This is a genomic window from Psychrobacter sp. SC65A.3 (genome assembly GCF_025642195.1).
Lineage (GTDB): Bacteria > Pseudomonadota > Gammaproteobacteria > Pseudomonadales > Moraxellaceae > Psychrobacter > Psychrobacter cryohalolentis.
The window spans coordinates 1,803,985-1,827,492 of sequence record NZ_CP106752.1 but is presented as its reverse complement, the minus strand read 5'-3'; the positions used below and the strand labels follow the sequence as shown (position 1 = coordinate 1,827,492).

Below are 23,508 nucleotides of genomic sequence, written 5' to 3'. Positions count from 1 at the left end.
GAGAGACTAATTATTTAAGATGGTTTAACAAATTTATAAGTATTAATTGGCAAGTTACGTTTGTTCAACAAACAATAGGTTTAAAAGATTCTAATCTTTATAGCGTTTATGTTAGCATTAGACCAGTCGTCTAGCAAGTTACGTTTGTTATCGTATGCTGCTATTGCTTATTAAACATGTTACGGAATCTGATAGACGGCCATGATACGTTATAGCCACACTCTAATAATATTATTAAATAAAAAATAGGAACAATTATGTCAACAGAAACTAAAAATACGCAGGTAAATGTTTATACAGATTTTCATTTGCAATATATATCAGGCGAATGGAAAAAAGGTGATGACGATAGTATTAATACCAATACCAATCCGTTTAATGGTGAAACCTTGGTTGAGATTCAACAAGCAACGGATAAACAACTTGATGAAGCTTATCAAGCGGCGAGCGAAGCTCAAAAACAATGGGCAAAGCAAACTCCGAACGAACGTGCTGCTATCCTTTATAAAGTAGTCAGTATCTTTGATCAGCGTCAAGATGAGATTGTTGATTGGCTAATCAAAGAGTCGGGCAGTACCCGTATTAAGGCGATGGTCGAGTTTAGCAGTGCGCGGGCGATTACCCTTGAAGCCGCAAGCTTTCCCAATCGCGTCCATGGTGAGATTCGCCCGTCGAACACACCGGGTAAAGAAAACTTTATCTATCGTGAACCGATGGGTGTGATTGCCGTGATTAGCCCATGGAACTTCCCACTACATCTAACCCAGCGCTCTATTGCGCCAGCATTAGCACTAGGGAATGCCGTAGTGTTAAAGCCTGCTAGTGATACACCGATTACCGGTGGGTTGCTGCTTGCAAAAATATTCGAAGAAGCCGGTTTGCCAAAAGGATTATTAAACGTTGTCGTTGGTAGCGGCAGTGAAATAGGCGATGCGATGGTCACCCATCATGTTCCGAGTTTGGTTTCCTTCACCGGTTCGACCTCTGTAGGTAAGCATATCGGTGAGTTGGCAAATGGCGGCGACTATATCAAGCAAGTGGCGTTAGAGCTTGGTGGTAATAGCCCGTTTGTCGTGCTAAAAGACGCTGATATTGAGCAAGCCGTAAAAGCCGCTGCCTTTGGTAAATTCTTACATCAAGGTCAGATCTGTATTGCGATTAACCGTATCATTGTCGAAGATGAGATTTATGACGATTTCGTTACGCGTTTTGTGTCACACGTTAAGACCTTGAATTTTGGCGATCCTAGCAAAATTGATACGGCAGTCGGTCCGATTATCAATGAAAAACAAGTTGAGTCGCTAAAAGAAAAAATCGCTAAAGCGCAAGATGAAGGCGCAAAAATGCTATTAAGTGGTGAGATAAAAGGTCAAGTGGTACCACCGCATGTCTTTAGCGACGTAACACGTGAGATGGACTTGTCTTGTAATGAAGTATTCGGTCCTTTGGTTGGTATTATTCGTGCCAAAGATGAAGACGATGCGCTGTCGATTGCTAATGATTCTATGTACGGCTTATCGAGTGCAGTGTTTACCCAAGATATGGCAACAGGTTTGCGCTTTGCCCGCGGTATCAAAGCTGGCATGACCCATATTAATGATATCTCAGTGAATGATGAAAGCAACGCGCCATTTGGCGGTGAGAAAAACTCGGGTATCGGACGCTTTAATGGTGAATGGATACTAGAAGAGTTTACTACCTTGCATTGGATTTCAGTGCAGCATACGCCGCGTGATTATCCTTTTTAAGCATTTATTATTAAAGCTCTAATTTGATGTGTTAATAAAAAAGACTGCCTATAGGGCAGTCTTTTTTGTGCAGTCATAAGAATCTTATTTTCTCATTTAGCATGAAAGCCTAATAACCCTTGTATTTCTTCGATAGTCATATGTCTGATAAGCGCTTGTTCCTCAACGGTTAGGCGATTCGTATGTTCTTTTAACATGCTATAAAGACTGCGTGCAATCTCAGATGTCGTGGCGTAATACATCTGCGGTTCTTCTTTGGTCAGTTTTATCAAAAATTTATCAATTAATTTACGTTTGTGAGTAGCAGCGTTTTCTTCGGTTTTTTCAGTCATGATATTCTCCTAGGGATAAATCATTTAAGCAGTCGGCTTACTTATAGTCAATGAGTGTATTGAAAGTGGTGAAGCGTCAAGTAGGGTTGAACCTATCTGTAAGCTGCCCTAGATCGTCTTACTTATCTAAGACAGCCCCTAAAATTATTATCTTACTTTATAATGAATGGCACGCTAAACCATATCAAAGGTAATATCCTATAATGACCACGACCATTTTTGCTACCCACCATTATAATTATCCGCAAAATTTTATCGAGATGAAACCCAAGATTGCGCGGCTTGAGCAGGCGATTAAAAAACTCGAAGCCAATCTGATCACTGCGGATACTGAGGTATTAGAGCAAAGGCTTGCCAGTCATTTAGGGTTGCAAGTAGATTATGCCAGTGAGCTTAATGGCAATCAGCTATTGGCCGCCACGACTATTGAGGGCAAGGTATTGGTGATAGCCGGTGCCGGTTCTGGCAAAACCAAGACTTTGACCTATAGAACCAGTTACTTGATAGAAAACGGCGTGTCGCCAAAAGAGATTTTACTATTAACCTTTACTCGTAAAGCAGCCAACGAAATCAAAGGTCGTGCTAGAGCTTTGCTAGCAAGCACACCATCTTTTGCCCAAAGGTTAAATAAGGATTTGGTAGAAGATAAATTGCCAAAAAATAAAACCCTGAATGACATTACCAGTGGCACCTTCCATTCTTTTTGTAATATGCTATTGCGTCAATACTCAGGTCTGCTTGGTATTAATCCGAGATTTACCATTCTAGATACAGGCGACAGTGAAGACGCCATCGATTTAATTCATAAGGAAAAAAAGTATCCGACCAAAATAACCAATCAGGCATTTCCGCGCAAAAAAACGTTGCAAAACATCTTTTCAACCTCTAGAAATCGCCGTATTCATATCCGCGATTTAATCGAAAACAGCTATCCTGATATTGCCGTGCATATTCCTGTTATTGAGCAATTGGCCATTGACTTTCATGAGTACAAGCGTGCCAATCATTTATACGATTTTGATGACATCATTAGCCAAGTGGTGCGTCATTTAAAGCATAATGATACCTTTCGCCAACTGCTACAAAAGCAATATCGTTATGTCATGGTCGATGAATATCAAGACACCAATATTCCGCAAAAAGAGCTGATTGATCTCATCTGTGCGCCTACGTCGGTGTCGCTGATGGTCGTCGGTGATGACAACCAAAGTATTTATGCCTTTCGCGGCGCCAATTATGAAAATATCTTATTATTTGGAGAGGGTTACCCTGAAGCTAAGCTGATTAAACTTGAGCAAAACTATCGTAGTACGCCAGCAGTGCTTGATTATATCAATGCTCTGTCTGCTCAGATCACCTTGGGTTACCAAAAGCAGCTGTACTCTGGTGTTTCTATAGAAGGTGTAAAACCAATATTTCGCCGACTTAGCGATGAGAGCAAAGAAGCAAAGTATATTGCTGATAGAATTATCGAATTAAAATCAGACTATGATTATCAAGACTTTGCGGTATTGTGCCGAACCTCCTTTCAATCTAACTACGTCCAGCTAGAATTTATGGAACGTAATATCCCGTTTATTGTCGTTGGTGGGATTCGTTTTATTGAAAGACGCCACATTAAAGACGTCTTAGCATTTGTTAAGATACTTTATAACCCGAATGATACCATTGCATGGCACCGTATTTTGACCTTATTTAAAGGCGTGGGGTCGGTGACTGCCACGCGCTTAACCCAAGCGATTAATGCTGACAATAACTCTTTTGAGCCGTTATTAACAACAAAGTTTGCCAAAAAAAGCACGCAACTTGAGCCGCTGTATAAAATGCTAAGTCAAGCCAGTCAAGCAGAGTCGGTCGAAGCCATTATCGAGCTGATTCTAGATTTTTATATGCCCGTTTTAAAAATCAATGAAGACAATTGGCGTGAGCGTAGCGAAGACTTCCGTGTGCTCAAAAATCTAGCGTTAGAGCATGATAGCCTAGATAAATTTTTAGAAAATCTGGCACTCGATCCACCTAATGACTCGGTTGCCACCGCAGGTGAGCCTGAAAAAGGCGAAGAAGGTATCGACAAAAACAGGGACAAAGTGACCATTTCGACCATTCATAGTGCCAAAGGACTTGAATGGTCAGTGGTATTTGTTAATTCATTGGTAGATGGTATGACGCCGCATTACCGCTCACTAAGCGATTTTGAGGAGTTAGAAGAGGAGCGTAAGCTGTTTTATGTTGCCTGTAGTCGTGCAAAAAGCAGGCTGTTTCTAACTGCGCCCGATTATTTTTCGAGCTATTCAGGCTATTTTGATAAAGTGTCACGGTTTATCGCTGAAGTACCTGCTGATAAGATAACGGTGCTAACGGTAAAACAGCCTTTAGAAGAGAGTGATGATCCAGTTTGGTGGTGATAAAAAATGCTATAAACGTTGGAAAATAGCTTAAAAAATGACTTTTGTTTTTCATTAGGTTGTCACTATTCCTATCAAAAATACCTTGCATAAAAACATATAACCAAAAGTGTTTATTCGTAAAAATATTTAACAGATAAGGGTTTAAAAAATCTTTCAATGCGTTACTATGACCACCTTACCCGTTATATTCATCTATTTAACACTCTGTATCAAAGCCATAAAAAGGGATATGTTATGCGTCATGAAGTTATCGTTATCGGTGCAGGTATGGTTGGCACCTCGGTTGCTTGGCATCTACAAAAAAACAATGCTGAAGTTTTACTTATAGACAAAAAGCTACCGGGCTCAGAGACTTCATACGGCAATGCTGGCTTGATTCAGCGTGAGGCGATTCATACGCATCCGTTTCCGCGCCAGCTGACTGAAATGATACGTGTATTGCCAAACCAAGGTACTGATATCCGCTATCGCATACCAGCTATTCTTCGTTATCATCAGGCACTATTGCAATACTGGAAATACTCTACACCTGCCTCAGTTAAAAAAATCGAAGGCGAGTGGCAAACACTGATTGAGCATTGCACAAGCGAACATCAAACCATGATTAGCGCCTCTGGTGCAGATGAGCTGATTACCCGCGATGGTTGGTTGCAATTACATCGCTCTGAAGACACTTTTAAAGAAGCCATTGCGCTAGCTATCGATGCTCGCAATCAAGGTGTTGAGCACAAGGTATTGACGGTTGAAGAGTTAAGAGTCATGGAGCCTAGTGCCAATTTTGATGAGTTTGTCGGCGCAATTCATTGGCTCAACTCTTGGCAGGTCTCAAACCCAAGCTTTCTAGTTAAAGCCTATGCAAAAAACTTCCAAGAAATGGGCGGGACAATTAAAGAGACTGGCGTTCAAGAGATCGTACAAGAAGATGGCGGCTGGAAGATTGTTACCGATACCGAGACTTTCTATAGTGATAAATTAGTCATCGCAGCAGGACCTTGGTCTAATGATCTCATCAAGCCGCTTGGTTATGACTTGCCATTATTCCCGATGCGTGGCTATCATCAGCATTTTAAAGTCAACGAAAAGAACACCATCCATCATAGTATGTTTGATATGGATAAAGGTTTTGTCATGGGACCGATGCAGCAAGGTATCCGTATTACCACTGGTGCTGAGATGACGACCATGAATGCGCCAAAGAATTTTGGACAATTGAAAACTGTGCTTAAACTGGCGCGAAAAATATTGCCATTAGAAGATGCAGTTGAGAGTGAAGCATGGGCAGGCTCGCGTCCTTGTATGCCAGATATGAAGCCAGTTATCGGTCCTGCAAGTAACCATGAAAAATTATGGTTTGCCTTTGGTCACAGTCATCAAGGTTTCACATTAGGACCAATGACCGGTCGTCTCGTTGAAGAGATGATTCATGAAAAACCGCTATTGGTCGATATCAAGCCATTTAGCGCTGATCGCTTTTCTCGCTAAGTAAGATTTCATAAAACTTGAGTCATTTATACATTTTAAAGCATTAAAAATTAAGGATAATAATCCATGCAAAAGCTCCATAGTAATCAACGTATGAGTAAAATTGTGGTTCATAACCAGACTGTTTATCTATGTGGTCAAGTAGGTAACGCTGAAGATGACATCAAAGCCCAAACATTGACTTGTTTAGAAAAGATACAAGCCTTGTTAGAAGAAGTTGGTAGCGATAAATCAAAGCTACTGTCAGTGACTGTCTGGATAAAAGATATGTCAGATTTTGCCGCCATGAATGAAGTATGGGACAAGTGGTTTGAAGGCGTACAGCCGCCAGCTCGTGCTTGTGGCGAGTCGGCATTGGCACGTCCTGAGCTATTGGTTGAGATGATTGCCATCGCTGCTGAGTAAATATCAGTATCTGCTGCTTAAAACTGAATAATGATGAGAGGGCGTGATATGACTATCACGCCCTTTTTGATGAGTAACGTATGCAAATAGTCTATAATTAACCTCGTTGACAGTATTGACAGTTATCTGATGAGCAGCAAAAAAAGGTTATATAAAAATGATTAATAATAAAATCTATCACTCAATTTATGTGTTGGCAGAAAAGCTATTAGAAGCGGACAGTGCCAATGATAAAGAGACATTTGATACGCTGTATGTACAGCTAAAAGACTTGTGCATTGAAAATGAGAAAGGCAATAAGGATCATCCTGAGCAGTGGGAGACATTGGCAGATTTTACGGAAGATTTGGATGAGGCATTAGTTATTTACCAAAAAGCCTTGGATAAAGCCGCAGCGATTCAATCAAAAGAGCATTTATCATCGATTGCCTTTTCAATGGCTGAATTACAGAGCGAGCTTGGACAGACAGAGGCAGCGATTCAAAGCTTACAGAGTGCTAAAATTACTGCCAGTAAGCTCGACGATAAAGCATTCAAAAGTGAGATAAATAAGATGCTTGCAAAATTACTAGCTGAGTAATCTTAATTATTGCCATCTCTTATTTAAAAAACGCCTTTGTTATTTAAAAAAGTGGCGCTGCCAACGCCAACAGAGACATTTTGCATTATAGAATAACTCTATTGTTCTTATCGTCCTGTCCATATGGCAGAACGCTTTTCGATAAAGGCGTCAATCCCTTCACTCACATCATCCGCCATCATATTGCAGCTCATCACCTCGCTGGCATACTCGTAAGCATCTGCCAATTCCATATCCAGTTGCTTATAAAACATGGTTTTGCCAGTTTTAAGAGCGACTGAAGATTTATTAGTAATAGCGTCTATCAGAGACTGTAGCATCTGGTCTAATTGCTCAGCGCTTGCCACACGATTGATCAGTCCCTGCTGTAGTGCAGTGTGGGCATCTATAAATTCACCAGTAATCAGCATCTCAAATGCTTGCTTGCGAGATAGGTTGCGACTGACTGCTACTGCAGGGGTAGAACAAAATAGTCCTACATTGATACCAGAGGTGGCAAATTTGGCATTGTCTGAGGCAACAGCTAAATCACAGGCTGCGACCAGTTGACAACCAGCAGCGGTAGCGATGCCTTGTACTTTGGCAATGACAACTTGCGGCATTTGATTGATGGTGAGCATCATCTGACTACATTGCTCAAATAAAGCGCGCTGAAATGCTTCATCTGGATTGGCGCGCATCTCTTTTAGATTATGTCCAGCACAAAATGCCTTGCCATTTGCGGCAATCACCAGCACTTGTATGGTTTTGTCTTGGGCAATATTATCCAGCTCCGCTTGCATGGCAGCTAACAACTCAACAGATAAAGCATTGAATTGTTTGGAACTGTTAAGTGTCAACGTTACAACACTGCCTGAATTTTTTCTAATAACCAATGGCTCATTGGTGTTGGTCGAAGGAGTCACTGATTGAATTGGGTTAAACTGGCTCATTTATCGTCCTTGATAATGGGTATTTAAACTTAGTGTAAAAGTGTAGAAGCTATTTAAATAATAACCCAAATAGTAGCATGCTTAATTAGTTAAGCAATATCTCTGTGATACTGAATATAGCCCATATAAAAATAGCACTCTTATATGATAAGAGCGCTATTTTTATGTTTTAAAGGCAATCGTTTCAAAGCGTTAATTACTGTTAGCGCCCTTTAGTAAGCGCCTTCACTGTAAATCAGCTCATAGCTATGGCTGTATATCTCAACGATATTGCCAAACGGATCTTCCATATAAATCATACGATATGGCTTTTCTCCAGGGTAGTAATAACGAGGTTTTTCCATCCGTTTTTTACCACCTGCGGCAACCATACGCTCGGCAAGCTCTTCAACATTCGGATCTTGAACACAGAAATGAAAAATACCAGTTTTCCAGTATTCAAAGTTATTGTCAGGGTCTTCTTGATTTTTGAATTCAAAAATTTCCACACCAATACGGTCGCCAGTCGATAAGTGAGCAATACGAAAACTGCCCCAACCTGCACCAAAGACTTCTGTACACATCTTACCAATAGCACTGTCATCTTCAGTGATTTCGGTCGGCTCCATGATGGTATACCAACCCATCACCTCAGTATAAAATTTGACAGCGGCATCGAGGTCAGGTACTGAAAGACCAATATGTGAAAAGCTTCTTGGATAAACGTTATTCATGGTTTGTACTCCTTTTTGATATGGGAGTAGTTTACAAAGTTATATGTATTACGTAAAATTATCATTTATTATAAAGATAAGTATATATTGTAATGATAAATATCACATGGCTACGTACTTTTTGCACTTTGGTAGAAGTTGGGCATTTCACTCATACGGCTGAGCGTCTATATATGACGCAGTCAGGGGTTAGTCAGCATATACGTAAGCTTGAGAGTCAGTTGGATATTGACTTGCTTATTCGTCAAGGTAAGCAGTTTTCATTGACAGATGCAGGTGAGCAGCTTTATCGAGAGGCAGAAGACATCTTGCAGCGATTATCACGCTTAGAGCAGCGTATCGGTGACGATCCGTATAATGAGGGAATGGTGCGAATCATGTCGCCTGGCAGCGTCGGTTTAAAGCTCTATCCGCAGTTGTTAACATTACAAGAGCAGTATCCACAGCTGGTGATTGATTACCGTTTTGCCCCCAATACAGATATAGAGCAGGCGCTCTCCAAGCATGAGATTGATATAGGTTTTATGACAACTATCTCGGATGATGAGACGGTCAGCTGCAAGCCGGTGGCTCAAGAAGCGCTGCAACTGGTGACACCAGTCTCGACGATTGAGCCAAGCTGGGAAGCGCTTACCGAGCTTGGATTTATTGATCATCCTGATGGCGCACATCATGCCAGTTTGCTATTGAGCGCCAATTATCCTAAGTTCGAACACATCAATGGTTTTAATAAAAAAGGTTTTTCTAATCAGATAGGTATGATTTTAGAGCCAGTGAGTAGGGGGCTTGGATTTACCGTATTACCAGCGCACGCAGTTGCCGCGTATTCAAACCCGCAGCTGCTAAAAAGTCATCAGCTGCCAGTCTCAGTTAGTGAAACCCTGTACTTTGCTATACGCCGCCAGCAAGTACTACCAAATAGGATGCAAACCGTTATCAATGAGGTAAAAAAATGGCTATAACAGTGGCTAAAAGAGCGACTGAAATAGCCTCATAAAACCTACTTGATGCTTTGACCCAATTTTATTGCCGCAGCAATATTGGCAGCGGTAGTTTCAATATTATGATAAGCATTTTTAAAGATATTATCGATGGACTCTAGTTTTTGAATACTGGGCATAATAACGTCAAACTGACTAGTCTGAGCCGGTTTTAGTCCATCAACACTGCCACAAATCGCAATCACTGGCGTATGGCTCAGTCTGGCAATGTGGCTAATACCGCCAGCGACTTTACCCATGGCAGACTGAGCGTCAAGCTTGCCTTCACCAGTAATAACCAAATCTGCATCGGCAATGTGCTGTGATAAGTTGGTAACTTCTGCCACTGTATCAAAACCTGATTTTAGCTCAGCTTGGCAAAAGCTCATTAACGCATAGCCAAGACCACCTGCTGCGCCCGCACCCGCTATCTCTTGATAATCTTGGTAGCCATTCTGCTCGCATATACTCGCAAAGTGGTTTAACGCTTGGTCCAAATCATTAACTTGCTGTGGACTAGCGCCTTTTTGAGGACCAAATATCGCGCTGGCACCCAACTCGCCACATAAAGGGTTGGTGACATCACAAGCTACTTCAAATACTGTCTCTAACACGCTGGCATGAAAGCTTGTCGCGTCTAATCGTTGTAAGTTGGCAAGCGCGCCGCCGCCTTGGGCTAATGTATTGTCATCACTATCATGAAACGTCATACCAAGTGAGGTTAGCATACCAAGTCCCGCATCATTGGTGGCACTACCACCAAGACCGATAATAATACGTTTGACACCTTCCCTTAAAGCATCTGCAATCAGCTCGCCAACGCCATAGCTGCTGGCGATGACTGGATTGCGCTCTGCCACAGTCAAGAGATGTAAACCGCAAGCTTGAGCAACTTCGATGACCGCAGTTGCATCAGGCAGTAATAAGTATTTTGCGCTAATCGGTCGCATTAAAGGGTCATGGACGTGCACTTCTTTCCAGCGACCACCTAGCACGTAAGACAATACTGCAGAAGTCCCTTCACCGCCATCTGCCATGGGTAGCAGTTTATAGTCAGCATCTGGAAACACTTGGCTGAAGCCAGATTGAATGGCGCGGCAAACATCTAGTGCTTCTAAGCTTTCTTTAAATGAGTCGGGAGCAATTAAAATTTTCATGAATGTCTCTTTGAATCTCTTTAAATAAATACCAAGGTTAATAACCAAATAAAGATGATACTGGTCACGCCCTGAATACCAGTCGCCATAGAATGGGCTTTATAAGCCTGTGCCACACTCATACGACTAAACTGGCTAACAATCCAAAAAAAGCTGTCATTAGCGTGCGAGATAGTCATCGCGCCTGCACCAATTGCCATCACACAAAATACGCGACCAAGCTCACTATCGAGACCTATTTGACCCAATAGTGGTGCGACCATCGCAGAGGTGGTCACCAAGGCAACAGTAGTTGAGCCTTGTGCTGTTTTTAGTGCAGCAGAAACGATAAATGGCATAAAAATACCAAGCCCCAAGGCAGATAAAGTCGTACCCAAATAATCGCCAATTGGTGTGACCTTTAGCATAGCGCCAAACGCGCCGCCAGCACCAGTGATTAAGAGAATAGGCGCTGCGACCACCAAGCCTTGAGAGATGCTATCGCTGATTTGCTGCGTTTTTTGTTCAGTATTGATGAGTAAAAATGATAAAAACAAACCAATCAGTAGGGCTGTCAATGGATTGCCAATAAATATCAAGATATCTGTTATGGTACTTGTACCAAATGGCGTACTAGGTAAGTTAGCAACAGACGATAAGCAAATCAAGACGATAGGCACGATAATAGGTAAAAATGCCATGGTCGCTGACGGTAGCTTACTATAGTCGTCGCGAGTTTTCATATTATTTGGCACATTCGAAGCTGGCGCGTCGAGTGCATCAATATTGTCAGGAGTGGCATTCAGGAAGCGATTGGACCATAACCAACCGGCAAGTACTGCAACAGTTGTCACAACCACACCGACCATGATGACCAAGCCCAAATTTGACTCAAGTCCCAAGTTTCCTGCTGCTGCAATTGGACCGGGTGTCGGTGGTACAAAGGTATGAGTGGCATATAAGCCAGTTGCTAAGGCAATACTCATCGCCACGCTTGATACTTTTAAGCGCTCAGCCAAAGACTCTTTTAACGAGTTTAAAATAATATAGCCTGAATCGCAAAACACTGGTACAGATACCACGGCACCTACGATAGACATCGTCAAAGTAGGGAAGCGTGGTCCCAAGACTTTAATGACTGTCTCTGCCATCACAATGGCGGCACCTGTTTTTTCAAGGATTAAGCCGATAATGGTACCAAATACAATGACCAGACCGATATACCCTAAGATACCGCCAAAGCCATCAGAGATAGTTTTGGCGACCGTATTAAGCGGTACTTGGTAAAACAGTGCGACCAAGAAGGCAGATAATATCAATACTAAAAAAGGATGCCACTTGAGTTTTGCGGTGGCAAAAATAATAAAAAGAATGGTCAGCACCAGCCAAAATACGATCATCACTATCTCTATATAGTTGTTAATGTCTTATGAAAAATTATGAGGCTCATGCAGCGTGCACTTCATAAAGCATCAATAGTCATATGAATTTTTAAAGGGGCATATTCTATAGTAAATCTACGTTGCTAGGAAATCTATTCGGCTCATATTTGATTTTATTCATGGTAAAGCTTGGATACTCTGCTAGTATGTGGGTTTTGTTTGACATGTACCAGATTTAGGATACTTCCTTTGAACATATTTAATGCCCCGATAATTCCCAATATCGAAAATAATGCACTACGCCAGCAGCTAGAGCAAATCATTGACCAGAAGACCAAACCAATTGGCGCACTTGGACGTTTAGAGACGCTCGCTCTGCAGTTAGGTATGATTCAAGGCACAATTATGCCAAAGATTGAGCAACCTCAAATTCGAGTATTTGCCGCCGATCATGGTTTAACCAAGCATGGCACGTCTGCGTATCCTAGTGCAGTCACTGCACAGATGGTTTATAACTTTTTGCAAGGCGGCGCTGCCATCAATGTCTTAGCACGTCAGCATAATATTGAGCTAAAAGTAGTCGATGCTGGGGTAGAAGCGGATTTTGGCAACTCTCCTTTTAAAGACCATCCGCAACTGCTAGATTATAAAATTCGACATGGTAGCCGCGACGCGCTGACAGAACCTGCTATGACACAAGTAGAATGCTTGGCTGCATTAGAGAGTGGTATGAGCGTGGTTAAGAACATGGTAGGTAATCTATTGATTGTCGGTGAAATGGGCGTCGGTAATACGTCAGCGGCAAGTCTATTGCTGGCGAGACTTGGCGACTTGAGCATTGCCGACTGTATCGGTCGCGGTACAGGACTCGATGATGCAGGCTTGCAGCATAAGGCAAATATCTTAACGCAAGTATTAGAGCGTCACCGTGAAGTACAAGCGCCGCTCGATGTGCTTGCTGCATTAGGTGGGCTTGAGATTGCTATGATGGCGGGGGCGCTTATTCAGGCCAGCAGTGAGCGTCGTATTTTATTAATTGATGGCTTTATCGCCAGTAGTGCTTTGCTTGTCGCCGAGCGCTTAGCACCGGGTGTTGCTCAATATGCTATCTTTGCTCATCACTCAGTTGAACCAGGGCATGCGCATTTATTAAAACTGCTGAATGCTAAGCCATTACTTGATATGGGTATGCGCTTAGGCGAGGGCAGTGGTGCGGCATTAGCGTATCCATTATTGCAATCCGCTTGCGCGATTATCAATGAGATGGCAAGTTTTAGTGATGCTGGTATCAGTGAGCAAAGCAAGTGATGCCAAGCTCATCCTCCAAGCTGTCTGTATTGCAGCGCCTTCGTTATGAAGCCCGATTGATATTGGTTGCTGTTCAGTTTTTAACCCGTATATCCGTCCCGTCTTTTAACTATTATGATCCGCAGTGGCTGCACCAAAGCAGCCGTTATTTTCCAGCGGTAGGCTTACTGATAGGTTTGCTTTGTGCTGGCGTGTTTTGGCTTAGCAGTCTCTTATTCATACCGCTAGTTGCGGCAGTGATAAGTACGGCTTTTGGTATCAAGTTAACAGGTGCTTTTCATGAAGATGGACTTGCCGATAGTTGCGATGGGCTAGGTGGCGGACTCACTCGCGAGCGCACTTTAGAGATTATGAAAGACTCACGCTTAGGCACGTATGGCGTATTAGGTTTGGTCTCAGCGCTATTGCTTAAAATCAGCTTACTTACTGCGATGCCAACACCCGTTGCTATCGTTGCACTCATTATTGGGCATACTGCGTCACGTTTATTTTGTATTAGCTTACTGACGCTATTGCCTTATGGCGGAGAGATTGAACATGCCAAAGCAAAACCGATGGCACAGCAGCTGACACCATTACAAGCTATATATAGCAGTGGTTGGCTAATATTGGCTATTACTTTGGTCACACTGGTTTTCCCTTATACCATGCGACAGATTGGTATTTGGCAATGGTTATTGGCTTTATTGCTAGGCATAGGCGCGACAGATTATATGCGGCGCTTATTGCGTAGACGTTTAGATGGCTATACGGGTGATGGCTTAGGAGCCACGCAGCAGCTTAGTGAAATTGCTATTTACATTGGACTGGCCGCTTCATTGCCCTTAATTTAAGCCAAAGCGTTAAAAATGATGCTAAGAAAGGATACTCGCACTCATGATTCTGTATATTTGGCGTCATCCAAAACCTGTTACGGCTGGTGGTCTTTGTATCGGACAGACAGATGTAGAGGTCGATAAACGTAAACTAAAACGCCTTGCTAATAAAATACAGCGCTTTGTACGTCTACAACAATTACCAAAAGTGATTTGGGTTAGCCCCTTACAGCGTTCACTAAAGGTTGGGGAAATATTGGCACAGCGCGGTTTTGAGTGTCGAGTCGCACCTGAATTGGCTGAGATTCATTTCGGTGATTGGGATGGTCAGTCTTGGAAACAGATTGAGAAACAACAAATTGATGAATGGTGCAATAATTTTGCCCACTTTGCGCCTGATCATGGTGAAAATTTGCAACAGCTGTTTAATCGAGCGGAGAGCTGGTTGGATAAAATTGCAGTTGAGCAAAAAGATCATCCAGTATTAGCCATCGGTCATGCTGGTTGGATCAATGCCGCTAAGATGATCGCGACTGGTCAAGAGGTACCAAACCTTGCAATTAACTGGCCACACTCTGTAGGATATTTATCCTGTAGTCGTATTGATATTTAACCAAAAAAATGGTCATTATAATGACCGTTTTTAATATTTAATTATAGTTTAAAAGTGTTGAAATGCTACTGACAGTCATTTGATAGATCATTAATCTTCTCAAAACATGCTCTCTCAGTTTCTGCTATAGCCGAATCAAAGCTCACATAAATGCCTTTGTCATCTAAGGTCGCATACCAATGGTCAGTATTATTATCGGTTAATATTTGGAAGTATTTATTATTAACGATTCTACCAACCTTATAAGTTTTGCCTTCGGTATAAAAGTCATTGCCTTGAGTACATCGTAAAGTGTCATCAGTATTTATCATGGTATCCTAGATTTCATTCATAAAATATATATCGTCAGCATAGTGACTAGTAGGATTAGAATACAACAGACGTTATCAATAGTCTTTTGTCATTGCGTATACAGTGTTTATTGTCTGTATCAGTACTAATACAAATAACGAAGTCCAAATCCAACACAAAAAAAACCAGCAACCTAAAGTTGCTGGTTTTTTATTGCGACTAAAACTTAGTATGCTAAAGATTACTCTTCAGAATAGTCTTCGTTTTCGTCTGCAGCATTGTCTTCGTCTAAATCTTCGTTGTCGCCATCTTCAGAAAGAATGGTAACTAGAATAGTAGCCGTAACGTCATGATGTAGTTGAATATCAACATTATATTCACCAATTTGACGCAAAGTGCCTTCAGGTAGCTTGATTTCAGCACGGTCAACTTCTAGACCTGAGTTAGTCAATGCTTCAGCGATATCGCGTGTACCGATAGAGCCGAATAGCTTGCCTTCGTCACCTGATTTAGCGCGCATGATAACATTAACGTCAGTTAATGCGTCAGCACGTTCTTGAGCAACCGCTACTTCTTTTGCTTCTTCAGCTTCAAGTTCAGCACGACGTGCTTCGAACTTTTCAATGTTAGCTTTAGTAGCAGGTAGTGCTTTACCCAAAGGGATAAGAAAGTTACGTCCGTAACCTGGTTTTACATCGACAGTTTCACCGAGTTTGCCAAGGTTGACGATACGCTGTAACAAAATAATTTGCATGAGTCATTCCTAGTTAACGGTTAACCCTGATGGTTATCAGTGTATGGAAGTAGCGATAAATAACGAGCTTGCTTGATAGCAGTCGCTAGTTGACGCTGATATTTAGTAGACGTACCGGTAATACGGCTTGGTACGATTTTGCCATTATCACTGATATACTGTTTTAGCAATTCAACATCTTTATAATCGATGTGAGTGATACCTTCAGCAGTGAAACGGCAGAATTTGCGACGGCGATAAAAACGTGCCATGATTATGCTCCTTTAATTAGTCATCACTGTGGTTGTCGTTGTCATCATTACTGTCTGGACGACGAGTAGTAGCTTTGCGTGCGCGTTTTTCATCGGCATTCTTGGCTAACTGCGACTCTTCAGTGACAGCATCATCACGGCGCATAACTAGACTACGAATGATCGCGTCGTTATAACGGAATAATTCTTCAAGTTCAGCTAAAGTCTCGCCGTCAGTTTCAATGTTGAAAAGAACGTAATGAGCTTTGTGAATCTTGTTAATTGGGTAAGCAAGTTGACGACGACCCCAATCTTCTAGACGATGGATAGTGCCGTTGTTGTCTTGAACTAACTTGATATAGCGTTCAACCATGCCGACCACTTGGTCGCTTTGGTCTGGGTGTACAAGTAACACCAGTTCGTAATGTCGCATTATGACTCCTTACGGATTAGTAGCTATTAACCCTATGTTAATAGCAAGGAGATTTATAAGGTAAGCTCAAATCCTACCCATTATTATAAATAATTAACAGAGAATAAGCTTAGTTTATAAAGCGCCGTATTATAACAGTAGTCACTGATGAACACAAAGGTTAATCAATGCGCAACTGTTAATAAAAATTATTAATCGAATACCTTGTTTCTTTATCAATAAAAAAGCAACGCTGATACGTCGCTTTTTATGACAAACATAAGAGATATTATGAATAATCAAAAATAGGATTATTTTATTTTTGGCTCTTTTATCAATTGACTACTATCTGCTTTAACTACCAAAGTTTTGGCCAATTTGTCGTGCCAACCAATGTTTTCAGGGCTTTTAGACGCCATATAATAATGAATAGCAATAAGGACAAAGCCTAAAAAGCTGGTAAACGAGAATAGTAAGTTATAAATGATAAACAGCAAAAAGGTACGCATACCAATAAGCTTTAAAAATGATGGTAGACGATGGGTGGTTTGATCAACCACACGAATACCCGTAATCATTTTGCCCAGCGATTGACCACGTAAAGTGATAAATAACAATTGCAAGGCAAACAAACCAAAGACCATGACCTGCGAGATCATCAACGTGCTGCTAGGCAAGCTTTCCATCAATGTCACTGAGTACTGATAAGCAGCGTCCATATCCTGAATATTTTGGAACTTGGTATAGTCGACATCCATCTTGGTCAATGCCATGACTAGTGGAAAAATAGCTAATAAATACAGTAAAGCATTCAGCGCCGTTGCCAATATCCGTGACATGATAGGAGCGAGTATCACATTACCCACTACTTTATCTTTCTCTGAAGCAGCTTTGGTCGCGTTAGATTTATTTAATGACACGTTGCTATTTGGCGTGTGATGACGATTGGTTGTCATATCTGCTTTGGTGTTTTTAGCCGTGTCTTTTGAACGTTCAGGCTTGCCATATAAACGATCTAGCGATACCGATTGTTTGTCTTTATTGGTATCTGCTGCATCGTCTTCTGGGAAGATAGTAACGTTGTTAATGATAGAATCATTAACCTCAGGCATCGCTACATGAGTTGGGCGATAAAAGGCTTGATTATTAGTTAAGTTACCCATGCGCTGCCACTGATCTAAGCCGTCATGCCAGACCAAATCATCTAATAGCACTTCACCAGAGGTGAGCATAATATTGAGCTGATCCAAAGTGTAGGGACCGGCTTGTACGTTATTTCGAGCAAGGAAAATCTGCATAATTGCCTGCATAGTTAGTCATGTCTTAAGTCACTGTTTTAAAAAACTGCTTTTCAGTCACTATTGATCATACATTATATTAGGGTCTATTTGAAAAAATCAAATAGACCCTAGTAATTGTATCTTAAATGACGGTGTGAATTAACGTTGTGACGTAACGTTACAGCTTATTTCGCTTCTTCACCCGCTAAGAAGAACCAAGTATCTAGTACTGAGTCAGGGTTCAATGATACTGAGCTGATGCCTTGCTCCATGAGCCATAAAGCTAGATCTGGATGGTCTGATGGACCTTGACCACAGATACCGACATATTTGTTTTGCTTACGGCAAGCATCAATTGCCATTGACAACAGCTTTTTAACCGCAGGGTCACGCTCATCAAATAGATGTGAGACGATACCTGAGTCACGGTCAAGACCTAGAGTCAACTGAGTCAAATCGTTTGAACCGATTGAGAAACCGTCAAAATGCTCTAGGAACTCTTCTGCTAGTAAGCAGTTGGTTGGTAGCTCACACATCATGATAATGCGTAGACCGTTTTCACCACGTTTTAGACCATTTTTCTCAAGCAATTCGATGACTTGTTTGGCTTCACCAACGGTACGGACGAATGGAATCATAATCTCGACGTTGGTCAAGCCCATCTCATCACGGACACGTTTCAGTGCTTTACACTCAAGCTCGAAGCAGTCACGGAAGTTATCAGACACGTAGCGGCTAGCACCACGGAAACCAAGCATTGGGTTTTCTTCTGATGGCTCGTATAATTTACCACCAAGCAAGTTAGCATATTCGTTTGATTTGAAATCTGACATACGAACGATAACCGGCTGATCCATAAAAGCAACGGCTAGGGTTGAGATACCTTCAACCAATTTATCCACATAGAAGTCAACGGGTGAGGCATAACCTGCGATACGCTCATTAATGGCTTGTGCAATTTCACGTGGCAAGCTGTTCATGTTCAGTAAGGCTTTTGGATGTACACCAATCATACGGTTGATGATGAACTCAAGACGTGCAAGACCGATACCTTCGTTTGGCATTTGGGTAAATGAGAAGGCACGATCTGGATTACCAACGTTCATCATTACTTTGAATGCAAGCTCAGGCATAGATTCTACAGAGTTGGTCTGTACTTCAAAATCAATCTGACTTTCATAAATGAAGCCAGTATCGCCTTCAGCACAAGAAGCAGTCACATCTTGACCATCAACCAACAGCTCAGTGGCATTACCACAACCAACGATAGCAGGGACGCCTAGCTCACGAGCGATAATCGCTGCGTGACAAGTACGACCACCACGGTTAGTAATGATAGCAGAAGCACGCTTCATGACTGGTTCCCAATCCGGATCCGTCATGTCTGATACCAATACATCGCCTTCTTGTACTTTATCCATCTCATTTAGGTTACTAACGATACGGACTTTACCTGAACCGATACGTTGACCAATTGAGCGACCTTCACACAATACTTTAGCGTTAGTCGTATCGATGATATAACGTTCCATGACATTGCTGTCTTGGCGACTCTTAACCGTTTCAGGACGAGCCTGAACGATAAAGATTTCATTGGTGTCGCCGTCTTTTGCCCACTCGATATCCATTGCTTGACCATAATGCTTTTCAATGGTCATCGCTTGCTTGGCAAGTGACGTCAGCTCTTCCGTAGACAAAGAGAACTGCATACGATCTTCTTTTTCAACATCAATGACTTTAACTGATTTGGTAGTACTACCTTCATCACCATAAATCATTTTCTTGTGCTTGCTACCTAAGTTGCGACGGATAATCGCAGGTTTGCCGTTAGCAAGTAATTGCTTTGATACATAGAATTCATCAGGGTTTACGGCGCCCTGTACAACCATTTCACCTAGACCATAGCTTGAAGTGATAAAGACCACTTGATCAAAACCACTTTCGGTATCTAGTGTGAACATAACGCCAGCAGCACCAGTTTCTGAGCGAACCATACGCTGTACAGCAGCAGACAATGCTACGCCTTCGTGCTCAAAACCTTTGTGCACACGATAAGAGATAGCACGGTCATTATAAAGAGAAGCAAAAACTTCTTTAATCGCGATTAGGACGTTATCAATGCCGCGAATGTTCAAGAACGTTTCTTGTTGACCGGCAAATGAGGCGTCTGGCAAATCTTCAGCAGTAGCAGAAGAACGTACCGCAACCGCGATTTCTTTACCATCGCTCATTGCTTCGAATGAATCACGAACCGCTTGCTCAAGATCTTTTGGCAGTTCTTGCTCAATAATCCAAGTACGGATTTTTTTGCCAGTTTCAGCCAGTTTATTGACATCATTAACATCAAGTGTTTTAAGCTCGTTGTTAATTTTGTCAAGTAAGCCTGTTTCTGTTAGAAACTGGTAAAAAGCATTTGAAGTTGTGGCAAAGCCGCCTGGAACACTAACGCCCAAATCAGATAGATGGCTGATCATTTCACCAAGTGAAGCGTTTTTGCCACCGACCATTTCAATGTCGTCTTTTCCTAACTGATCAAGGTTAATTACAAGTGCTGTAGATTGCGCTGCCATGATAACTCCAGAAAATAAGGTTATTTAGTAAAGATTATAATGGTCGATTATACCCCTATATTTTGAGAATTTCGAGAGCTTGAAGCAAAAAAAAGATGAAAAAGCTACAAATTGTGAGATTTGCTACATATTTATTAGGCTAGATCATAAATTTTGGCACGATAAATATCGATCTTACAGTGAGCTGAGTCTTAAAAATCTATCTAAGTCTAAGTGTACGCCTGTAACATTGATTACTATTAAGCGTCTATTATGCGTATAATAAAGGTGAAAATTTGAGACGCATATGACCAAATTATGAAGCGCTAGATGCTAAAAATGAAAGGCTGCTACTGAGGTTTCAACCAAGGATTTAAAAATAAGGTATCAACGTTATGTATGTAAATCATTCGTCACCACAACCCAATTCTACGATTCAAAATATGAAAGCACTAGAAGTTGATAACGCTCAGAACATAAGAACGGCGTTTTTTATCTCTGATGGCACGGCGATTACAGCAGAAACGCTTGGGCGTGCTATTTTAAGCCAATTTGCTTCAGTGCCTTTTGAGACTCGAGTATTGCCTTATGTGGATAATCTAGAACGTGCTGAAGATGCGGTTGTGCAAATCAATACCGCCTATCAGCGAGATGGCTTGTTGCCACTGGTGTTTGATACTATTGTTAGTCCTGAGATTCGTGAAAAAATTAATTCAGCGCACAGCTGTAATCTTGATATGTATGAAGGTCTCATCGGTCGCGTTGCAGAAGAGACGGGCGTGGAGCCAGATGGGCATTCAGGTCATGCCCATGATAACGTCGACTCTGAGACTTATAAAGAGCGTATTGATGCGGTGCATTTTGCTTTAGATAATGATGACGGCGCGCGTACCCGTCATTATCACGCAGCAGATATTATTCTGATTGGGGTATCACGCTCTGGTAAAACGCCAACCTCATTATATTTGGCACTACAATTTGGTATTCGAGCGGCCAATTATCCTTTAACCGAAGAAGATCTAAACGATAACCAGCTACCTAAAGCATTGCGTGAGCATAAACACAAGTTATTTGGTCTGATTATCGATACGGATCGCTTGGTGAAAATCCGCCAAGAGCGCCGCGCGGGTAGTCGCTACTCAAGCTATCAGCAATGTCAGCAAGAACAGCGCGCAATACAAGGAATTTATACCTCACAGGGGATTCCAAGTCTTGATGTGTCAGAGATGTCCGTTGAAGAGATTGCCACGCGTATATTACAGATGACTGGTCTCAAACGCCGTATTGGCTAATTGAGCTCGGTCTCTATTTTTCTGAAAAACAATACTTTTGAAAAAAACAGTTGTAGTGGTGGCTGTATTGCAAAATAACGTATCACCACGTATGGTGGACACACTTTAGCACCATGGATATTTTTATCTAGACATTTATAAAGATGAAGGCGTCCGCGAGCTAAAAAACAGATTCATAAATGAATAAAGAGGACACGATGGGAAGCAAAACGATAGGCGACGCGACCAATGATACTGGTAAAGATATTAAAACTGAGGTGTCTAATAAGGAAAGTGGTCGTGTGCCAAACCCCGAGCATACTGAGGGTAAAAATAAGAAAGAGAAAATCGAACAAACGCATGAGCAAGTTACTGAAGATATCATGCATCATCCAGATTTGGTCAATCCACTAGATGATACACGTATCGACGTAAAATCGGGCTTTACTAAGGATTCACAACGTCTAAAAAGCGATAAGCATGAGTTTGAATATGATGCGGTCGTATTAGGTGCAGGTCCTGCGGGTGAAGCTGCTGCCATGAAACTTGCCAAATCGGGTAAGAAGGTGGTAGTTATTGACCCGCGCGAGCAAGTAGGCGGTAACTGTACCCACGTTGGTACGATTCCAAGTAAAGCTTTGCGCCAGTCCGTTTTTAACTTGATTAACTTTCGCCGTGACCAGATGTTTACTAAGGCCATGGATTATCATCAAGTCCCGCTGAATATCGTGTTAGCTAAAGCTCGAAAAGTGATTTTGCAACAGGTTCAGACGCACACCAGATTCTATGAGCGCAACCAAATCGAAGTGATTCATGGTTGGGCAAATTTTATCGATAAAAACACGATACGTATCGAAATTGATGAAAATACCTTTGAAACGATTACCTTTAACAAAGCTATCATTACGGTCGGTAGCCGTCCATACCGCCCTGATATCTTAGACTTCAATCATCCACGCGTATTTGATTCTGATAAAATCCTACAGATGGATTATGTGGTTAAGAAAATCATTATTTATGGCGCTGGCGTGATTGGCTGTGAGTATGCGTCTATCTTCACCGGTCTTGGCTATAAAGTAGATTTGATTAATAACCAAAACCAACTGCTAAGCTATTTGGATAGTGAAATCAGTGACGCCATCGCTCATGACTTTCGTCAATTTGGCGTAGTTATCCGCAGCAATGAAGAGATTGACCATTTAGAAACGCACGATGACTGTGTGATTTTGCATCTAAAAAGTGGTAAGAAAATCAAGTCAGACGCTATTTTATGGTCGAATGGACGCTCAGGTAATACTGAAGGCTTAAATTTAGAATGCCTAGGTCTAGAAGCCAATAGCCGCGGTCAGCTGAAAGTTGATGATACTTACTGTACCGAAGTTGAAAACATCTATGCAGCGGGCGATGTTATCGGTTGGCCTTCATTAGCTTCTGCCGCTTACGACCAAGGGCGCTGTGCGGCGGCATTTATGGTCGGTGACCGTGATGCAGAGCCTGTATCGAGCGTACCAACAGGTATTTATACTATTCCTGAGATTTCATGTATCGGTAAAACGGAACAAGAATTAACCGATGCTAAAGTTCCTTATGAGGTCGGTCAGGCTTTCTTTAAGCATCTTGCACGCGCGCAAATCATTGGTGAGCGTTCAGGCGTTCTAAAAATCTTGTTCCACCGTGAGACGTTAGAGATTTTAGGGATTCATTGCTACGGCAATCATGCTTCAGAGATTATTCACATTGGGCAAGCCGTGATGAAATGTAATGCCACGCTTGAATACTTTGTAAATACCACCTTTAATTATCCAACGATGGCAGAAGCTTATCGCGTCGCGGCATTGAACGGTCTTAATCGTGTGTTCTAACGATTAATGATATTAAACTGAGTCA

The 23,508-nt window shown here is 41.8% G+C and carries 22 protein-coding genes; 11 read left to right on the top strand and 11 right to left on the bottom strand.

Features of this window, described 5'->3' with window-relative positions; translation table 11 throughout:
* Window positions 1-257: 257 nt before the first annotated feature.
* Complete coding sequence (locus tag OEG80_RS07680; RefSeq protein WP_263240180.1) at window positions 258-1,748, top strand: aldehyde dehydrogenase family protein; 1,491 nt, start codon at window positions 258-260, stop codon at window positions 1,746-1,748.
* A 92-nt stretch (window positions 1,749-1,840) separates the two neighbouring features.
* On the opposite strand, the gene OEG80_RS07675 is transcribed toward OEG80_RS07680, so the two are convergent.
* Window positions 1,841-2,080: a hypothetical protein gene (locus tag OEG80_RS07675; RefSeq protein ID WP_011513355.1), complete on the bottom strand. Its 240-nt coding sequence runs from the start codon at window positions 2,078-2,080 to the stop codon at window positions 1,841-1,843.
* Between the two features lie 203 nt (window positions 2,081-2,283).
* On the opposite strand from OEG80_RS07675, the gene OEG80_RS07670 reads away from it, so the two are divergent.
* The 4 genes from OEG80_RS07670 to OEG80_RS07655 all read left to right on the top strand — a co-directional run bounded on the left by OEG80_RS07670 (window position 2,284) and on the right by OEG80_RS07655 (window position 6,955).
* On the top strand, window positions 2,284-4,485 hold the full coding sequence (locus tag OEG80_RS07670) for an ATP-dependent helicase (RefSeq protein ID WP_263240179.1): 2,202 nt from the start codon (window positions 2,284-2,286) through the stop codon (window positions 4,483-4,485).
* A 237-nt stretch (window positions 4,486-4,722) separates the two neighbouring features.
* Complete coding sequence (locus tag OEG80_RS07665; protein ID WP_263240174.1) at window positions 4,723-5,970, top strand: NAD(P)/FAD-dependent oxidoreductase; 1,248 nt, start codon at window positions 4,723-4,725, stop codon at window positions 5,968-5,970.
* Window positions 5,971-6,036: 66 nt separating this feature from the next.
* Complete coding sequence (locus tag OEG80_RS07660; protein WP_133104122.1) at window positions 6,037-6,375, top strand: RidA family protein; 339 nt, start codon at window positions 6,037-6,039, stop codon at window positions 6,373-6,375.
* Window positions 6,376-6,532: 157 nt separating this feature from the next.
* Window positions 6,533-6,955 carry a tetratricopeptide repeat protein gene (locus tag OEG80_RS07655; RefSeq protein ID WP_263240173.1) on the top strand — a complete coding sequence of 141 codons (423 nt, stop codon included), beginning with the start codon at window positions 6,533-6,535 and terminating at the stop codon, window positions 6,953-6,955.
* Between the two features lie 107 nt (window positions 6,956-7,062).
* On the opposite strand, the gene OEG80_RS07650 is transcribed toward OEG80_RS07655, so the two are convergent.
* Together OEG80_RS07650 and OEG80_RS07645 are read right to left on the bottom strand one after the other, a co-directional pair.
* Window positions 7,063-7,887 (bottom strand): enoyl-CoA hydratase, encoded by an 825-nt coding sequence (locus OEG80_RS07650; protein ID WP_263240169.1) that lies wholly within the window; start codon window positions 7,885-7,887, stop codon window positions 7,063-7,065.
* A 212-nt stretch (window positions 7,888-8,099) separates the two neighbouring features.
* Entirely contained in the window at window positions 8,100-8,600 is a 501-nt protein-coding gene (locus OEG80_RS07645; protein ID WP_263240167.1) for a lactoylglutathione lyase family protein, read from the bottom strand.
* A gap of 92 nt (window positions 8,601-8,692) precedes the next feature.
* Between OEG80_RS07645 and OEG80_RS07640 the strand changes: the two genes are divergently transcribed.
* Complete coding sequence (locus tag OEG80_RS07640; RefSeq protein WP_263240165.1) at window positions 8,693-9,562, top strand: LysR family transcriptional regulator; 870 nt, start codon at window positions 8,693-8,695, stop codon at window positions 9,560-9,562.
* Between the two features lie 38 nt (window positions 9,563-9,600).
* On the opposite strand, the gene OEG80_RS07635 is transcribed toward OEG80_RS07640, so the two are convergent.
* Together OEG80_RS07635 and OEG80_RS07630 are read right to left on the bottom strand one after the other, a co-directional pair.
* Entirely contained in the window at window positions 9,601-10,737 is a 1,137-nt protein-coding gene (locus tag OEG80_RS07635) for a glycerate kinase (protein WP_263240163.1), read from the bottom strand.
* Between the two features lie 20 nt (window positions 10,738-10,757).
* Window positions 10,758-12,116: a GntP family permease gene (locus tag OEG80_RS07630; protein ID WP_263240162.1), complete on the bottom strand. Its 1,359-nt coding sequence runs from the start codon at window positions 12,114-12,116 to the stop codon at window positions 10,758-10,760.
* Between the two features lie 231 nt (window positions 12,117-12,347).
* Between OEG80_RS07630 and cobT the strand changes: the two genes are divergently transcribed.
* The 3 genes from cobT to OEG80_RS07615 are packed head-to-tail and all read left to right on the top strand — an operon-like array spanning window position 12,348 to window position 14,834.
* Window positions 12,348-13,406 carry a nicotinate-nucleotide--dimethylbenzimidazole phosphoribosyltransferase gene (gene cobT / locus OEG80_RS07625; RefSeq protein WP_263240160.1) on the top strand — a complete coding sequence of 353 codons (1,059 nt, stop codon included), beginning with the start codon at window positions 12,348-12,350 and terminating at the stop codon, window positions 13,404-13,406.
* Window positions 13,406-14,239: an adenosylcobinamide-GDP ribazoletransferase gene (locus tag OEG80_RS07620; protein WP_263240158.1), complete on the top strand. Its 834-nt coding sequence runs from the start codon at window positions 13,406-13,408 to the stop codon at window positions 14,237-14,239. Before cobT ends, OEG80_RS07620 begins: the two co-directional genes overlap by 1 nt.
* A gap of 43 nt (window positions 14,240-14,282) precedes the next feature.
* Window positions 14,283-14,834, top strand: a complete 552-nt coding sequence (locus OEG80_RS07615; protein WP_181210196.1) for a histidine phosphatase family protein — start codon at window positions 14,283-14,285, stop codon at window positions 14,832-14,834.
* Between the two features lie 65 nt (window positions 14,835-14,899).
* Here OEG80_RS07615 and OEG80_RS07610 read toward each other — a convergent pair whose 3' ends face one another.
* The 6 genes from OEG80_RS07610 to ppsA form a co-directional block, all read right to left on the bottom strand.
* A complete protein-coding gene (locus OEG80_RS07610) occupies window positions 14,900-15,145 on the bottom strand; it encodes a hypothetical protein (protein ID WP_011513368.1) in 246 nt (81 codons plus the stop codon).
* 221 nt (window positions 15,146-15,366) lie between these two features.
* Entirely contained in the window at window positions 15,367-15,879 is a 513-nt protein-coding gene (gene rplI, locus OEG80_RS07605; RefSeq protein ID WP_011513369.1) for a 50S ribosomal protein L9, read from the bottom strand.
* Between the two features lie 20 nt (window positions 15,880-15,899).
* Entirely contained in the window at window positions 15,900-16,130 is a 231-nt protein-coding gene (gene rpsR, locus OEG80_RS07600; protein ID WP_010198808.1) for a 30S ribosomal protein S18, read from the bottom strand.
* Between the two features lie 16 nt (window positions 16,131-16,146).
* A complete protein-coding gene (gene rpsF / locus OEG80_RS07595; protein ID WP_011513370.1) occupies window positions 16,147-16,542 on the bottom strand; it encodes a 30S ribosomal protein S6 in 396 nt (131 codons plus the stop codon).
* A gap of 290 nt (window positions 16,543-16,832) precedes the next feature.
* Window positions 16,833-17,819 carry an RDD family protein gene (locus OEG80_RS07590; protein ID WP_263240156.1) on the bottom strand — a complete coding sequence of 329 codons (987 nt, stop codon included), beginning with the start codon at window positions 17,817-17,819 and terminating at the stop codon, window positions 16,833-16,835.
* Window positions 17,820-17,986: 167 nt separating this feature from the next.
* The gene (gene ppsA, locus OEG80_RS07585) at window positions 17,987-20,371 is read right to left on the bottom strand and encodes a phosphoenolpyruvate synthase (RefSeq protein WP_133104133.1); all 2,385 of its coding nucleotides are present in this window, start codon (window positions 20,369-20,371) and stop codon (window positions 17,987-17,989) included.
* A gap of 422 nt (window positions 20,372-20,793) precedes the next feature.
* Between ppsA and ppsR the strand changes: the two genes are divergently transcribed.
* Window positions 20,794-21,642 (top strand): posphoenolpyruvate synthetase regulatory kinase/phosphorylase PpsR, encoded by an 849-nt coding sequence (gene ppsR / locus OEG80_RS07580; protein WP_041753451.1) that lies wholly within the window; start codon window positions 20,794-20,796, stop codon window positions 21,640-21,642.
* 197 nt (window positions 21,643-21,839) lie between these two features.
* Window positions 21,840-23,483 carry a Si-specific NAD(P)(+) transhydrogenase gene (sthA, locus tag OEG80_RS07575; protein ID WP_011513373.1) on the top strand — a complete coding sequence of 548 codons (1,644 nt, stop codon included), beginning with the start codon at window positions 21,840-21,842 and terminating at the stop codon, window positions 23,481-23,483.
* Window positions 23,484-23,508: the final 25 nt, after the last annotated feature.

Excerpts from the sequence above, each read along its gene's own strand:
- OEG80_RS07590 (WP_263240156.1), bottom strand. The coding sequence starts at position 17,819 with ATGCAGATTTTCCTTGCTCGAAATAACGTACAAGCCGGTCCCTACACT.
- OEG80_RS07620 (WP_263240158.1), top strand. The coding sequence starts at position 13,406 with ATGCCAAGCTCATCCTCCAAGCTGTCTGTATTGCAGCGCCTTCGTTAT.
- OEG80_RS07670 (WP_263240179.1), top strand. The coding sequence starts at position 2,284 with ATGACCACGACCATTTTTGCTACCCACCATTATAATTATCCGCAAAAT.
- OEG80_RS07615 (WP_181210196.1), top strand. The coding sequence starts at position 14,283 with ATGATTCTGTATATTTGGCGTCATCCAAAACCTGTTACGGCTGGTGGT.
- rplI (WP_011513369.1), bottom strand. The coding sequence starts at position 15,879 with ATGCAAATTATTTTGTTACAGCGTATCGTCAACCTTGGCAAACTCGGT.
- ppsR (WP_041753451.1), top strand. The coding sequence starts at position 20,794 with ATGAAAGCACTAGAAGTTGATAACGCTCAGAACATAAGAACGGCGTTT.
- OEG80_RS07610 (WP_011513368.1), bottom strand. The coding sequence starts at position 15,145 with ATGATAAATACTGATGACACTTTACGATGTACTCAAGGCAATGACTTT.
- OEG80_RS07640 (WP_263240165.1), top strand. The coding sequence starts at position 8,693 with ATGATAAATATCACATGGCTACGTACTTTTTGCACTTTGGTAGAAGTT.
- OEG80_RS07630 (WP_263240162.1), bottom strand. The coding sequence starts at position 12,116 with ATGATCGTATTTTGGCTGGTGCTGACCATTCTTTTTATTATTTTTGCC.
- OEG80_RS07655 (WP_263240173.1), top strand. The coding sequence starts at position 6,533 with ATGATTAATAATAAAATCTATCACTCAATTTATGTGTTGGCAGAAAAG.
- OEG80_RS07635 (WP_263240163.1), bottom strand. The coding sequence starts at position 10,737 with ATGAAAATTTTAATTGCTCCCGACTCATTTAAAGAAAGCTTAGAAGCA.
- rpsF (WP_011513370.1), bottom strand. The coding sequence starts at position 16,542 with ATGCGACATTACGAACTGGTGTTACTTGTACACCCAGACCAAAGCGAC.
- rpsR (WP_010198808.1), bottom strand. The coding sequence starts at position 16,130 with ATGGCACGTTTTTATCGCCGTCGCAAATTCTGCCGTTTCACTGCTGAA.
- ppsA (WP_133104133.1), bottom strand. The coding sequence starts at position 20,371 with ATGGCAGCGCAATCTACAGCACTTGTAATTAACCTTGATCAGTTAGGA.
- OEG80_RS07645 (WP_263240167.1), bottom strand. The coding sequence starts at position 8,600 with ATGAATAACGTTTATCCAAGAAGCTTTTCACATATTGGTCTTTCAGTA.
- OEG80_RS07650 (WP_263240169.1), bottom strand. The coding sequence starts at position 7,887 with ATGAGCCAGTTTAACCCAATTCAATCAGTGACTCCTTCGACCAACACC.
- OEG80_RS07660 (WP_133104122.1), top strand. The coding sequence starts at position 6,037 with ATGCAAAAGCTCCATAGTAATCAACGTATGAGTAAAATTGTGGTTCAT.
- OEG80_RS07665 (WP_263240174.1), top strand. The coding sequence starts at position 4,723 with ATGCGTCATGAAGTTATCGTTATCGGTGCAGGTATGGTTGGCACCTCG.
- OEG80_RS07675 (WP_011513355.1), bottom strand. The coding sequence starts at position 2,080 with ATGACTGAAAAAACCGAAGAAAACGCTGCTACTCACAAACGTAAATTA.
- sthA (WP_011513373.1), top strand. The coding sequence starts at position 21,840 with ATGGGAAGCAAAACGATAGGCGACGCGACCAATGATACTGGTAAAGAT.
- OEG80_RS07680 (WP_263240180.1), top strand. The coding sequence starts at position 258 with ATGTCAACAGAAACTAAAAATACGCAGGTAAATGTTTATACAGATTTT.